Raw genomic sequence first — 13688 nt, forward strand, 5'->3', positions numbered from 1 at the left:
ATGCTCGTTTCTTATGAAGACGGTGTGGCTGCAGCCGAGAGACGGAGAGTGCTGTCAAGCACCTGGACAGCCCGGTCGATTTCTTCTTTCTCAATCGTAAACGGCGGGAGAAGGCGGAGCACATTCGGGCCCGCCTGGAGCAGCAGGATGCGTTCCTTGCGCATTTTCTCCACAAGCGGAGCCGCTTCTATCTTTAGCTCGACTCCTAACAGCAAACCTTTTCCCCGTACGGCCACCACTTCGGGGTGGACAGCTGCAAGTTCATGCAATTTCCCTGTTAAATATGCACTCATTTCATTTACGCGAGAAAGATAATCGTCTTCTTCTATTGTTTCAAGCGTGGCAAGCCCGGCCGCACAGGCGAGCGGGTTGCCGCCGAACGTCGTGCCGTGGCTCCCTGGCCCGAACGCTTCTGCCAGCTTTTCTTTTCCGATCATCGCACCGATGGGAAACCCGCTGCCGAGCCCTTTGGCCATGGTAATAATATCCGGTTGTATATCATAATGCTGGTGGGCAAACCATTTGCCCGTACGGCCGATCCCCGTCTGCACTTCATCTACAATGAGCAGCAAATTGTGCTCGGCGCACAGCGTTTGAATTTGTTCCACAAACTCCGGAGAGGCCGGGTGGACACCGCCTTCTCCCTGGACCATTTCCAGCATGATGGCACACGTTTTATCCGTAATCGCCGCTGCAAGCGCTTCGCCGTCGTTGTAAGGAACAATGGTGAATCCTTCCGGCAGAGGAGCAAAGCCTTCCTTGACTTTGGCCTGGCCGGTTGCGGTGAGGGTCGCGAGCGTGCGCCCATGAAAAGACTGGGTAAATGTAATGATTTCATAGCGATTTTGCTGGAGAATTTTTTGTGTATACCTGCGGGCCAGCTTAATGGCCGCCTCGTTTGCTTCCGCGCCGCTGTTGCAAAAAAACGCCCGGTCCCCGCACGTGAGAGACACGAGTTTCTCCGCAAGTTTCTCCTGGATCGGAATCTCAAAAAGGTTCGAGCAGTGCCAGAGTGTGTCAAGCTGCTCCTGTACCTGCGCCTTCACCTTCGGCGGAACGTTGCCGAGCGAAGTAACGGCGATGCCGGAAACAAAATCGAGATACGGATTTCCCGCTTCATCCCACAGGTAGTTCCCTTCCCCTTTCACAATGCGAATCGGCCAGCGTCCATAGTTAGGAAAAAGACTGCTCATTTGTTTGCCACCTTTCCTTCAGCTACAATTTTTGTTCCGACCGGCTCCCCTGCCGCTACCTGGCGAAGAATGCCGGGTTCATATCCGTTAATAATGAGCACTTCCTCGACCTCTTGCCCGAGTGCGTCAAGCGCTGCTTTTACCTTTGGAATCATGCCGCCGTAGATAACGCCCTCTTCGATCAAGTTCTCTATCTGCCCGGGGCCCAGTTCGGGAAGCACGCGCTTTACCCCATCGGTTTCCTGCATGACACCCGGGACATCCGTTACCATAATCAATTGTTTTACCCCGAGTACACCGGCAACGGCTCCAGCCGTCGTGTCGGCGTTCACATTGTAAACCTGCCCTGTACTATCGACACCGAGCGGCGCAAGAACGGGAATGTACCCTGCCGCGCTAAGCGTCCTGATTAGAAGCGGGTCAACGTTCCGCACTTCTCCAACAAAGCCGAGGTATTCAGGGCCCTGGATGACTTCCACCGTGGGACCGTCGATTCCGCTGATGCCTGCCGCACGGCCGCCCGCCTGCTGAATCCGGCAGACGATTTCTTTATTTATCTGCCCGATGAGGACCATTTGCGCGACCTGGAGCGTCTCCTCGTCTGTAACCCGCAGGCCATCGATAAACTGGGATTGGAGCCCCATTTTCGCTACTATATTTGAAATCGCAGGTCCGCCGCCGTGTACAATGACCGGGTCGGTACCGGAGGATTTAATCTCTACAATGTCTTCGTAAAAGGAATCCGGCAGTTCACTGAGCATGCTGCCGCCGCATTTAATGACGAGTTGATTTGGCATGATTTCTCCTCTTTTCCTGGCGTTCCGTATCCTTACGGGTACACCGGCGTAAGCATAAGCCTGTTGTTTCCGGTAAATGGAATAGGATGTTCATGTTCTGCACTGCCTGCCCGGCGGCTCCTTTGACTACATTGTCAATGGTGGAAAGGAGCACGACTCTCCCGGTGCGCTCATCGATATGCCAGGCAATGTCACAATAGTTCGAGCCGTATACTTCTTTCGTTTTCGGGTGGGCGCCCGGCCGCAGCCTTACGAACGGCTTGCCTTCATACGCTGCGCTGAAAGCTTCTGCGACCTGAACCGCGCCGGCTCCCTCTGCCAGGGCCGCATAGGCGGTAACCAGGATGCCGCGGTTCATCGGCACAAGGTGAGGCGTAAAAGAGATAATAGCGTTTTTTCCGGTCAGGCGGGCCAGCGTCTGTTCGATTTCCGGGGTGTGCTGGTGCTTTGCTACTTTGTAAGCCGAGATGCTTTCGTTTACTTCACAGAAGTGTGTGCCGAGCGAAGCCGAGCGGCCTGCCCCGGTTACGCCGGACTTCGCATCTACGATAATCGAGTTTTCATCAATCAAATTATTCTGCAGGAGCGGCAGGAGTGCCAGCAGAGTCGCCGTTGGGTAACAGCCCGGGTTGGCAATAAGGGAGGCACCCTTAACCTCTTCCGCCATCCATTCGGACAAACCATATACGGCTCGATTGAGGTATTCCTGTGCTGCCGTTTGCTTTCCGTACCACTCGTTATACAGTTCAGGTGTGGCGAGGCGGAAATCGCCGGATAGGTCGATAACTTTCAGCGAATCATCCAGCAGCTGCGGAACGAGCTGTCCGCTTACTCCTGACGGTGCTGCAATGAACACAACGTCGGAGTTTGTTTTTATCTGCTCGCAATCGATTTCCAGAAGGCTTTCCGTAAAGATGTGGTTCAGGTGTGGATAAATATCGTGTAAGGCTGTACCAGCCTGTGAGTTTGAATAAACGGACGTTATAACGGCTTCGGGATGCTGCCCAAGCAGCCGGATGAGTTCAACACCGCTGTATCCTGTCGCCCCGATGATTGATATATTCACGATTTCTCCCCCATTATTCTCGTTTCTGCATGATTTATGAATTATTATACGTATATAAGAATAATAATTCAACAAGTTTTTTTAAAATAGGAAAAACATCGCGGACATGGCTTCTATACCGTAAAAAAGCTGAAACATAGTCCAAGCGAGAATTCGCCTGCATGTTTCAGCTTCTACACGTTTCTATTTATTTCTTGTTGTTCGTATGACTAACCGAATGCTCTACGCTATGGCTTACCTCATGTTCTCCATGTTCTCCGTTTTTATGGTTCACTTCATGGCTCACAGAATGGGAAACGGAGTGGCTCTTTTCTTTGTTCTTGTCGTCTGCCTTTACTTTATAGTTCATCGATTGCTGTCCATTTTGGCCCTTTTCCTTGTTGTCATAGTTTATCTTTACTTTATAGTCAACCGAATATTTTTCCTTGTGGTTCATTTCCTTTTCGGCCCTGGTTTTCTTTTTTTGTGTAATCGAAGAAATTGACAATACAATTGTTCATTTCTTTGCTGTTTTCAGTTGTTTTCACCGGGATAACCACGGCATGGCTGCTCTCATGGAACAGATTCTTATTTTTATTCTTTTCGTGCACCTTTTCGTGCACCTTCTCATTCAATTTCACCTTCGTAAGGGTGACATCCGTCTCTTTTACTGCACCGCTTACCACGCTTATAGGTTCGGTCTTTTTCTCAGGCAGCAGAATAGTGGATTTTACTATGGAGATATCGATGCTATTATTCTTGATTTGTCCCGGCTGTACACCAAGAACCTTTACAGCCTCCCCGACTCCTTTCGTTTTGATAAGAAGGATAACCTCATTAAGTGGTTTATTTGAAATTTCTGAAATTTTGTAAGCCTGAACAAGTAAGTCGCGATTTAATCCCTGTTCATTCAGAACCTCCACTTTCTGAGACTGCTCTTCTTTTAATGAATACACAACAAGCAGCGTTTTTGTGGCTGTAGTTTCAATCGTTTGCTGCTGCTGGACCTGGAGCTTTTCCAGCAAAGCCTTGTTTAAAGCCGTAGCCTCTTCCAGTTTTTTCGCCCATTCATCCATCTGCTGCTGCGAAACCTGGAGATTCGACTTTTCAACCGTCCCCTGGATATTCACAAGAACGTTAATATAAATGTTGGCGATATGGCTGATCTGGGTCTGGCTTTCGGGCGTTGCGGCAGTCGTCGCATAGGTTGTCAGCACTCCCTGCAGCTCTTTCGCGGTGTTAACCAGGCCTTCTATTGTTTTTACGGCCACAGGTACAGGCTGGTCTGTCGCTGATGAGACGACTGGTGCCGGAGCCGGTGCATTCCCTGATCCCATCTGTGCAGGCAGCGGTGCGGCTGTAACGACAGGGCTGGTGGGGGAGGAAGATACCGTTTGTGTTGCAGTCTTTATTTTCTCAACCATTGTTCCGAAAGCAGTATTCGCCAGTGGAGCATAGGACGTTACCGTTTTTGTACTGGGCACAGGTGCAGGCACTGAGACATGGTCATCGCACGCGAAAGCCGGTACACTGAACAGCATCACAGAAGCAAAAGTTCCAAATAAAACTGTCTTTTTCATTATCTTCTCCTCGCAATCTCGGTTGGTTTTTACTTTGTGCTATAAGTATTCGTGAGGAGAAAGTGAATTTGTGGGGGGAAGAAAAAACTTTTTTACTATTGTCAAGAGGAAATTTAAGGGACCGAAAAAAGGGAGTTCAGTCTACTTGCCTTTCCCTTCCGCGAGGAAGGGGGGGACAAGGTATAACAGTAAAAAAGGACGTTCCACAGCGAAACATCCTTTTTAATAAATCTATTTATTTGTGGGTGCTCAGCCACTGGGCAAGAACTTTCGCTTCAGCATCCGTTACAAGACCGGCAGGCATTCCGCCCCCGCCGGCTTTGATTTTTGCCTGAAGCTTATCCACGCTCGAGTAGTTGCTGCCAACCTTCGTCAGGCTTGGCCCCATGCCGCCTTCCAAATTCCCGCCATGGCAGGAAATACACTTCCCCTGGTAAAGCTTCTGCGCCTGGGCCGTGTTTGCACCGTTCTGATCGCCCTTCTGACCGCCGTTCTGGCCTCCTGTGTTACCGCCAGCTTTTCCGCCTCCCGCCTGGCCGCCATTCGTTCCACCGCCGGTTTGATTCCCTGTCTGGCCACCCGCATTATTGTTGTCCTTGCTGGATGTAGCACAGCCGGCAACAAGAAAAAGCACCAGCATCGCCATGCTGATGGATTGTATCCACTTTTTCACAAAAATCCCTCCTATGGTCATACTTCAGACTTAGTATGAACCAGGGAGGGACTTTTCAAACTGTATGATATTAAAGCAGTTCCTTCGCTTTCGCCACAATATTTTCAGCGGTTAGGCCATATTTTTGGAGCAGTTCGTCCGGTGTTCCTGATTCGCCGAATGTATCCTTCACACCGACACGGCGGAGCATCGTCGGGTGATTCTCAGAAATCACCTCAGCTACAGCAGCCCCAAGACCGCCATAAATATTCGCTTCTTCCGCTGTTACGATTCCTTTGGTCTCACGGGCTGCTTTAATGATAATTTCCTCATCCAGCGGCTTCAGTGTGGAAATGTTAATCACGCGCGCCTGGATACCTTCCTTCGCCAGCGTTTCAGCCGCTTCCACCGCCATGTGCGTCATTACGCCCATGGCAATAATCGCGATATCATTTCCTTCACGGAGCTGCACGCCTTTTCCGATCTTGAATTCGTAGCTGTCATCGAATAAAACCGGCACGTTCGGGCGTCCCATCCGGATGTACATTGGGCCGTATGTGTTAGCCGCAGCCCGGATCGCTTTCTTCGTCTCCGTCGCATCCGCCGGAACAATCACCGTCATGTTCGGAATCGCACGCATCAGCGCAAGGTCTTCCACCGCCTGGTGGGAGGCCCCGTCTTCCCCAAGCGTGAGGCCCTGGTGGGTTACGGCGATTTTGACGTTCAGGTTCGGATAGCAAACCGAGTTGCGGATCATATCGGCTACACGAAGCGAGCCGAACAGGGCAAACGTGCTGGCGAACGGAATTTTTCCGCAGGTAGCAAGCCCTGCCGCCATCCCGATCATGTTCGCCTCCGCAATCCCCACGTCGAAGAAACGATCCGGGAACGTTTTGCCGAATTTCTCTGTTTTCGTAGATTTTGCAAGGTCAGCATCGAGTACAACGATGTCAGGGTTCTCATGGCCAAGCTCGACCAATACTTCACCGTAAGCGTCACGGGTTGCGATTTTCTGTATTGTCTTTTCCATTACTTATCCCCTCCAACATCCTCGCTAATGTCGCAGCCGCACAGCTCATCCAGCGCCTGCTTCAACTGCTCTGCATTCGGTGCCGTACCGTGCCAGCCGGCTACGTTTTCCATGTACGATACACCTTTTCCTTTTACCGTTTTGGCAAGAATAAAGGTAGGTTTGCCCTTTACTGTTTTTGCTTCATCAAGCGCGGCGATGATTTGTTCCATGTCATGGCCGTCCACTTCGATAACGTGCCATTTAAACGCGCGGAATTTATCGGTTACAGGCGCCACGTCCATAATTTCATCGACGATACCGTCAATTTGCAGGTGGTTGTAGTCAAGGATCGCTACGAGATTGTCGAGCTTATAATGGCCGGCAGCCATCGCCGCTTCCCAAACCATTCCTTCCTGGATTTCTCCGTCACCAAGCAGGGCATACACGCGATAATCGAGCTTGTCCAGCTTTCCGGCTAACGCCATTCCGTTGGCGGAAGACAATCCCTGGCCCAGTGAACCTGTGCTCTGTTCTACGCCAGGGAGAAGCTTTTTACTCGGGTGCCCCTGCAGGCGGGAATTGATTTTACGGAACGTGGAAAGCTCCTCTTTCGGAAGGAAGCCTTTTTCTGCAAGCGCTGCATACAGCACCGGGCTGGCATGTCCCTTGCTTAGAATAAACCGGTCACGGTTCGGGTCGTCCGCTTTATCCGGTCCTACGTTCATTTCATGGAAATACAGCACGGTTACGATATCGGTCGCTGAGAGTGATCCTCCCGGATGCCCCGAGTTCGCGGCTGACACCATTTTTACAATTTCCTGGCGAATATTGCTTGCATGCTGCTGCAGTTCTGTCATTTGGCTTTCTGCAACTCTGTTCATTTCCCCACTCCTCCGTCTCCGTTATATACGTCAATTTCTCCGAAAACCTTCTCCAAGTACTTCATTCGCGTCGCTTACGATGACAAACGCATTGGGGTCCTGACGCTTTACAACGTTTTTCAATATGTATTGCCGGACGGTTGCCCATCCGGCATGGTTCTTAGAAGGTGAAAGCGCTGAAGCGCTGCGCTGCCGCATATAATCCACCTTTTTCTATGAATGATGTAATTGCTGGCGCAGATACGAGTCGATAAACGGATTTAAATCCCCGTCCATAACCGCCTGCACGTTTCCTGTTTCAGTGTTTGTTCGATGGTCTTTCACCATGCTGTACGGATGGAAGACATAGGAGCGAATCTGGCTGCCCCAGCCGATGTCCTTCTGCTCTCCGCGCAGCTTGGCGGCTTCGGCTTCCTGTTCCTCAATTCTCTTCTCGTACAGCTTCGAGCGCAGCATTTTCATAGCCCGCTCCCGGTTTTTAATCTGAGAGCGCTCGTTCTGACACGTAACGACAACGCCTGTCGGTATATGGGTAATCCGCACGGCAGAGTCTGTCGTATTAATGTGCTGGCCGCCTGCACCGCTTGCACGGTACGTATCGATTTTCAAATCTTCCGTCCGGATATCGATTTCGATATCGTCGTCGATTTCCGGCATGACATCACAGGAAACGAATGACGTATGGCGGCGTCCGGATGAATCAAACGGCGAAATGCGGACAAGACGGTGAACCCCTTTTTCCGCTTTTAAATAGCCGTATGCGTTGTGCCCTCTAATGAGCAGGGTAACGCTTTTCACCCCTGCCTCGTCACCGGGCAGGTAATCGAGCGTTTCTACCTTATAGCCTTGCTTGTCAGCCCAGCGCGTATACATTCGGAGCATCATCTCCGCCCAATCCTGGGATTCCGTTCCGCCCGCACCCGGGTGGAGTTCAAGAATCGCGCTTTTCTTGTCATACGGCTCGCTCAGCAAGAGCTGCAGCTCATATTCGGAAAGCTGCTGGTTGAGCGATTCAACAGACGATACGATGTCCGGGATGAGCGATTCATCGTCTTCCTCCGCAGCCAGGTCCATGAGCACCTGAATATCCTCATAGGCGCTTTCCATGCCGGCAATCGCCTGGACAGCCTCTTTCAAAACATTGACGTCACCGATAACCTTCTGGGCCGTATCATTGTCGTCCCAGAAGCCCGGCATCGCCATTTTCTCTTCCAGCGCTGCTATTTGTTTTTCCTTCTCCGGGAGGTCAAAGAGACCCCCTGATTTCAGCCAATCGTTTTCCGATAATAGCCATTTGCTGCTTCGCTTCGGTCAAATCCATATTACTCCTCCTGGCCGTGGCAGTTTTTATATTTCTTGCCGCTTCCACAGTAGCACTCATCGTTGCGGCCGATTTTCGGCGCATCCCGGCGCACCGGTTTCTTCGGCGCCGGTTCATCCGTTGGCACAACCGCCTGTCCCTTCGCCACTTCCTGGCGTTCAAGGTTTGTACCGATGTTTGCTTTCATAATATAAGTTGCCACTTCTTCTTCAATCGTCGCAATCATTTCATTGAACATCTCGAAGCCTTCGATCTGGTATTCACGAAGCGGGTCGGTCTGGCCGTACGCACGCAGGTGGATCCCCTGGCGGAATTGGTCCATGGCGTCAATGTGATCCATCCATTTGCTGTCGACCGCACGCAGCACGACAACCTTCTCGAACTCACGGAAGTTTTCTTCTTCAAGCAGCTGTTCACGCTCTGTGTACAGGCGCTCCACAAGCTCACGGAACACTTCCACGATTTCTTCCCGGTCTTTGCCCCAGATGTCTTTCTTATCAAGCTGGCCTTCGTACAGGAACGTTCCGTTGCAACTTTCGATAAGCTTATCAAGCTCCCACTCTTCCTGAACGACTTCATCCGGACAGTGAATGTCAACGAGACGCTCTACATGGGACATAATCATCCCGATAACAACATCGCGCAGTGACTCGGCTTCCATGACTTCGCGGCGCTGCTTGTAAATGACTGTACGCTGCTGGTTCATCACATCGTCATACTGGAGAACGACGCGGCGCATATCGAAGTTAGAGCCTTCCACGCGTTTCTGCGAAGATTCAATGGCCCGTGAAACCATCTTACTTTCAATCGGCATATCTTCTTCCATGCCGAGGCGGTCCATCATGCCCATAATGTTTTCCGAACCGAACTTGCGCATGAGCTCATCCTGCAGGGAAATGAAGAACTGAGAAGAACCCGGGTCCCCCTGACGTCCCGCACGGCCGCGCAGCTGGTTATCAATGCGGCGGCTCTCATGGCGTTCCGTACCTATAATATGAAGTCCTCCAATTTCTGCTACACCTTCGCCAAGCTTAATGTCGGTACCGCGGCCCGCCATATTGGTGGCGATCGTAACCGCTCCGCGCTGGCCAGCTTCCGCAACGATCTCCGCCTCACGCGCATGGTGCTTCGCATTCAGTACGTTATGGCGAATGCCTTTTTTCTTCAGCAAGTTGGAAATAAGCTCCGACTTTTCGATAGATGTCGTACCGACGAGCACCGGCCGGCCTTCTTTATGGTGTTTCTCGATGTCGGCAACAACGGCATGATACTTGCCGTTCTCGGACTTGTAAATGGCGTCCGGCTTGTCTTCCCGGATAACCGGCTTGTTGGTCGGAATAACGACAACTTCAAGGCCGTAGATTTTCTTGAACTCTTCTTCTTCCGTTTTCGCCGTACCGGTCATACCGCCCAGCTTGTCATACATCCGGAAGTAGTTCTGCAGCGTAATGGTTGCAAGCGTCATGCTCTCGTTCTGCACAACCTGCCCTTCCTTCGCTTCGATCGCCTGGTGGAGGCCGTCGCTGTAGCGGCGTCCCTGCATGAGACGGCCGGTAAATTCATCCACAATGACAATTTCGCCGTTGTCTACCACATAGTCCACGTCACGCTTCATAAGCGCGCGCGCTTTTAAGGCGATGTTCACGTGGTGGTTAAGCAGAATATGCTCGCTGTCATACAAGTTCTCGATGTTAAACGCTTTTTCTACTTCAGCTACCCCTTCTTCTGTAAGGGCAACGGAATTGGCTTTCAAATCAATCGTGTAATGCTCTTCTTCCTTTAAACGGGTCGCAAAACGCGCCGCCACATGGTACAGCTCCGTTGACTTCTCCGCTTCACCCGAGATGATGAGCGGGGTACGCGCTTCGTCAACAAGAATGCTGTCGACCTCATCCACGATACAGAAGTTCAGCGGACGCTGGGCGATTTGCTCTCTGTAAAGCACCATGTTGTCGCGCAGGTAATCAAAACCGAACTCGTTGTTCGTTCCATACGTGATGTCGGCTGCGTATGCCGCCTGTTTGTCATCCGGAGACAAACCGTTCAGGTTGACGGCCCACGTTAAGCCAAGGAAGTTATACAGTTGGCCCATTTCTTCCGCGTCACGGGCAGCAAGGTATTCGTTGACCGTGATAACATGGACGCCTTTTCCTGCCAGGGCGTTTAAATATACTGGAAGGGTCGCTACAAGCGTTTTCCCTTCCCCGGTTCTCATTTCGGCAATTTTCCCTTCGTGCAGCACCATGCCGCCGATGAGCTGGACGTCATAGTGGCGCATGCCAAGGACGCGCCGGGAACCTTCACGGCAGACGGCAAATGCTTCGTGTAAAATATCATCAAGAGTCTCGCCTTTTTCAAGGCGTTCTTTAAATTCCATAGTCTTAAGCTGGAGTTGTTCGTCAGTGAGCGCTTGTATAGAAGGTTCCAACGCATTGATTTTTTCTACGCGTTTCATGAGCTTCTTAACGTCGCGTTCGTTGGTATCCCCTATAATTTTTTTCAGTAATCCGATCATGATTACTCTCCTTCCAATTGTTCATTCTTCTACTTTGAAGAGAACATACTACTCTAACTTTTTATTTTATCAGTATGGATAAGGGTTGACAAGTTAAGCCATGAGGTTCCTTCAATGTTATTCTTTTACGTACTTGCCCACTAAAAAGTTACAAACCCGCCTTTCCTTTTCTATCGGGAAGCAGTAGTGACCGCCCTCGCTTCTTTTTTCCAGAAATAATACAAAAGAAGACGCCGGGCGGCGTCTTCTTCCGAGGGTCATGCAGACCCGGTTTCTATTAAGAGACCTGTTCCGGTTCAATTAATCCGTACCGGCCGTCTTTACGTCTATATACAACATTGACTTCTTCCGTTTCCGCGTTGCTGAATACGAAGAAACTATGTCCCAGCATATCCATTTGCAGAACCGCTTCCTCCGCATCCATCGGCTTCAGATTAAAGCGTTTCGTTCTCACGATTTCGGATCCATCGCTTTCCACATCGTCGACTGCTTCGGCAAACACCGGTTCAGCGTCCAAAAACACCTCGCTGGCTCCGCCCTGCTGGCGATATTTACGGTTTACTTTGGTTTTATGCTTGCGAATTTGGCGCTCCAGCTTCTCAATCACCAAATCGATAGCAGCATACATGTCATCGTGCGTATCCTCGGCGCGCAGGATAACCCCCGGCATCGGAATCGTTACTTCAACGGTCTGCTCTCCCCGCAGTACACGCATTGTTACATGACAGCTAGTTGAGGAAGTATTCTCAAAGTACCTCTCGAGGCGACCTATCTTTTTCTCTACATAATCTCTCAGTGCTGGAGTTACTTCGATGTTTTCACCACGGATGTTATATTGCATATGGATACTCCTCCTTTCGATGATACTATTATATTTCCCGCTGCAGATGAAAATCCCTCTTTGATCCGACAATTTTTTCCCCTAAATGTGAAAGTTTTTTGTCCGAAACCCTCTGCTTTTTATTGAGAAATTGTGATATAAATAGAGTACAGAAAAGCAGCAGACCTGTATAAGGAATCGCTGGCCGGCATAAAGATGGTGTTTGAGGAAACGAAAAGCGGCAGAACTCCCAACATAGAACAAATCACCCGGCAGTTTTGCCCGCTTGTACAAACAGGAACTACATTCTACGACTTGCAAACGGAACGAAGCATCATAATTGAATAACTATTGTGACAGGGGGAATCGTATGAAACTGGTAGACACCTCGTATGAACTCATTGGCCATATTATGCGAACGGACATTTATAACGAAGAGGGCATTCTACTGCTCGGCTCGGGAAAAATGATAACCGCTAAAGATGTTGAGCTTTTACTGAGGCACGGTATTTATGAGGTGGCTATACAGGGAGAGAGCGCAGCTAATCGTACTGCATTTGATAATCTTGATCCCCTGCTTCTTCATCAAATTGATACCGCCTGGAGCTACGATCCGATGATGGCGGATTACTATAAGGAAACGCTTTCGGAGATGAAGGAGCTGTTCACAGAAGCAAAAGAAAGCAAGTCCCCAAACGTAAAAGAGATGACAGAGCGTTTCTCTCCGCTGCTGACGTATGCGCTTGAACACCGGTATACGTACCACCCTCTCCATACATTGAAAGGAAAGGATGAGTATACGTTCCGCCACAGCATTAATGTGGGCCTACTCTCCGCGCTAATCGGCCGCCTCCTCCACCTCCCGGACGAAATATGCATCGAGCTTGGCGAAGCAGGGCTGTTCCATGATATCGGAAAAATAGACATTCCGGACGAAATTCTTAATAAACCGGAAAAGCTTACGGAGGAAGAGGCAAAAATCATCCACCGGCACACACAAATCGGCCACCATATGCTGCGGGGAATCAGAAATATCCCGGCATCCTTTGCCGATGTGGCCCTACTTCACCACGAAAGGCTGAACGGCTCCGGCTACCCTTTCGGACTGCGGCATGAGAACATCCCGCTCTCTGCACAAATCGTCGCTGTCGCTGATAAGTTCGACGCCCTGTCCTCGGAGCGGCCGTACCGCGCGGCCTCATCCCCGTTCCAGGCAGCAGCCATCCTGATGGAGTCACAGTACAGCGGGCGGATGAATCCCGCTGTTGTTACACCGTTTGTATCTTATATTCTTGAAGCGTACATCGGCTCCAGGGCCCGCCTATCCAACGGAGAGGAAGGCGTCATTGTTACATTCAATGAACGGGAACCCCTGCGCCCGCTTATTAGAACGGACACGGACCGGTTCTATAAACTGGCGGAAGAGCGGCACCTTATAATCGAGGAAGTTTTCTAGACGAGAAAAACATCGCGGGCATGCCTGCGATGTTTTTCCTGTACCACAGGCAAAACCCCCAGGAATAGCTCCTGGGGGTGTAGTTATCGTTGTTATATGAATCTACCTTACATTTCTCACAATGGAAAGGTGATGCGCTTACAACTTGATAACGTTAGCTGCTTGAGGTCCGCGTGCGCCGTCAACGATTTCGAACTCAACGCTTTGGCCTTCTTCAAGCGATTTAAATCCTTCGGTTTGGATTGCAGAGAAATGAACGAATACGTCTTCTCCATCTTCTCTTTCAATGAATCCATAACCTTTTTCAGCGTTAAACCATTTCACTTTACCTTGCATCAAATACATCCCTTTCCCTAAGTAAAATATGAGGCCGTGTATTGCTCCCACACCTAAAATATACCACCCGCTGCTTCCAA

General features: G+C 50.4%; 12 protein-coding genes and 2 pseudogenes. 1 reads left to right on the plus strand and 13 read right to left on the minus strand.

The window, feature by feature from the left end; all coding sequences use genetic code 11:
* Window positions 1–11: 11 nt before the first annotated feature.
* The 12 genes and pseudogenes from argD to hpf all read right to left on the minus strand — a co-directional run bounded on the left by argD (window position 12) and on the right by hpf (window position 11837).
* Window positions 12–1193 carry an acetylornithine transaminase gene (argD, locus tag MBEAL2_RS17280; protein WP_047153523.1) on the minus strand — a complete coding sequence of 394 codons (1182 nt, stop codon included), beginning with the start codon at window positions 1191–1193 and terminating at the stop codon, window positions 12–14.
* On the minus strand, window positions 1190–1990 hold the full coding sequence (argB, locus tag MBEAL2_RS17285; protein ID WP_047153524.1) for an acetylglutamate kinase: 801 nt from the start codon (window positions 1988–1990) through the stop codon (window positions 1190–1192). The genes argD and argB overlap by 4 nt, the downstream gene beginning before the upstream one ends.
* Before the next feature lie 32 nt (window positions 1991–2022).
* Window positions 2023–3059: pseudogene (gene argC / locus MBEAL2_RS17290) on the minus strand (N-acetyl-gamma-glutamyl-phosphate reductase).
* A gap of 184 nt (window positions 3060–3243) precedes the next feature.
* Complete coding sequence (locus MBEAL2_RS17295) at window positions 3244–3492, minus strand: hypothetical protein (protein WP_047153525.1); 249 nt, start codon at window positions 3490–3492, stop codon at window positions 3244–3246.
* Window positions 3464–4615 (minus strand): hypothetical protein, encoded by a 1152-nt coding sequence (locus MBEAL2_RS17300; RefSeq protein WP_047153526.1) that lies wholly within the window; start codon window positions 4613–4615, stop codon window positions 3464–3466. The genes MBEAL2_RS17295 and MBEAL2_RS17300 overlap by 29 nt, the downstream gene beginning before the upstream one ends.
* A 235-nt stretch (window positions 4616–4850) precedes the next feature.
* Window positions 4851–5288, minus strand: a complete 438-nt coding sequence (locus tag MBEAL2_RS29415; protein WP_052947787.1) for a c-type cytochrome — start codon at window positions 5286–5288, stop codon at window positions 4851–4853.
* Window positions 5289–5358: 70 nt separating this feature from the next.
* A complete protein-coding gene (locus MBEAL2_RS17310; protein WP_201780827.1) occupies window positions 5359–6297 on the minus strand; it encodes a transketolase family protein in 939 nt (312 codons plus the stop codon).
* On the minus strand, window positions 6297–7160 hold the full coding sequence (locus tag MBEAL2_RS17315; protein WP_047153527.1) for a transketolase: 864 nt from the start codon (window positions 7158–7160) through the stop codon (window positions 6297–6299). The genes MBEAL2_RS17310 and MBEAL2_RS17315 overlap by 1 nt, the downstream gene beginning before the upstream one ends.
* 30 nt (window positions 7161–7190) lie before the next feature.
* Window positions 7191–7283: pseudogene (locus MBEAL2_RS32995) on the minus strand (DUF2179 domain-containing protein); the annotation flags it as partial.
* 90 nt (window positions 7284–7373) lie between these two features.
* A protein-coding gene (prfB, locus tag MBEAL2_RS17320) for a peptide chain release factor 2 (protein ID WP_152667826.1) occupies window positions 7374–8481 on the minus strand; the annotation gives its coding sequence in 2 pieces (ribosomal slippage) (window positions 7374–8408 and window positions 8410–8481; 1107 coding nt in all).
* A gap of 1 nt (window position 8482) precedes the next feature.
* A complete protein-coding gene (secA, locus tag MBEAL2_RS17325) occupies window positions 8483–10996 on the minus strand; it encodes a preprotein translocase subunit SecA (RefSeq protein ID WP_047153529.1) in 2514 nt (837 codons plus the stop codon).
* A 277-nt stretch (window positions 10997–11273) separates the two neighbouring features.
* Complete coding sequence (gene hpf / locus MBEAL2_RS17330) at window positions 11274–11837, minus strand: ribosome hibernation-promoting factor, HPF/YfiA family (protein WP_047153530.1); 564 nt, start codon at window positions 11835–11837, stop codon at window positions 11274–11276.
* Window positions 11838–12186: 349 nt separating this feature from the next.
* On the opposite strand from hpf, the gene MBEAL2_RS17335 reads away from it, so the two are divergent.
* A complete protein-coding gene (locus MBEAL2_RS17335) occupies window positions 12187–13272 on the plus strand; it encodes an HD-GYP domain-containing protein (RefSeq protein ID WP_047153531.1) in 1086 nt (361 codons plus the stop codon).
* A gap of 138 nt (window positions 13273–13410) precedes the next feature.
* Here MBEAL2_RS17335 and MBEAL2_RS17340 read toward each other — a convergent pair whose 3' ends face one another.
* Window positions 13411–13608, minus strand: a complete 198-nt coding sequence (locus tag MBEAL2_RS17340; RefSeq protein ID WP_047153561.1) for a cold shock domain-containing protein — start codon at window positions 13606–13608, stop codon at window positions 13411–13413.
* Between the last annotated feature and the right edge of the window lie 80 nt (window positions 13609–13688).

Source organism: Aneurinibacillus tyrosinisolvens (genome assembly GCF_001015055.1).
Classification (GTDB): domain Bacteria; phylum Bacillota; class Bacilli; order Aneurinibacillales; family Aneurinibacillaceae; genus Aneurinibacillus_A; species Aneurinibacillus_A tyrosinisolvens.

Coding starts and splice junctions, on each gene's coding strand:
- argD (WP_047153523.1), bottom strand. CDS start 1,193: ATGAGCAGTCTTTTTCCTAACTATGGACGCTGGCCGATTCGCATTGTG.
- argB (WP_047153524.1), bottom strand. CDS start 1,990: ATGCCAAATCAACTCGTCATTAAATGCGGCGGCAGCATGCTCAGTGAA.
- MBEAL2_RS17295 (WP_047153525.1), bottom strand. CDS start 3,492: ATGAACCACAAGGAAAAATATTCGGTTGACTATAAAGTAAAGATAAAC.
- MBEAL2_RS17300 (WP_047153526.1), bottom strand. CDS start 4,615: ATGAAAAAGACAGTTTTATTTGGAACTTTTGCTTCTGTGATGCTGTTC.
- MBEAL2_RS17310 (WP_201780827.1), bottom strand. CDS start 6,297: ATGGAAAAGACAATACAGAAAATCGCAACCCGTGACGCTTACGGTGAA.
- MBEAL2_RS17315 (WP_047153527.1), bottom strand. CDS start 7,160: ATGAACAGAGTTGCAGAAAGCCAAATGACAGAACTGCAGCAGCATGCA.
- secA (WP_047153529.1), bottom strand. CDS start 10,996: ATGATCGGATTACTGAAAAAAATTATAGGGGATACCAACGAACGCGAC.
- hpf (WP_047153530.1), bottom strand. CDS start 11,837: ATGCAATATAACATCCGTGGTGAAAACATCGAAGTAACTCCAGCACTG.
- MBEAL2_RS17335 (WP_047153531.1), top strand. CDS start 12,187: ATGAAACTGGTAGACACCTCGTATGAACTCATTGGCCATATTATGCGA.
- MBEAL2_RS17340 (WP_047153561.1), bottom strand. CDS start 13,608: ATGCAAGGTAAAGTGAAATGGTTTAACGCTGAAAAAGGTTATGGATTC.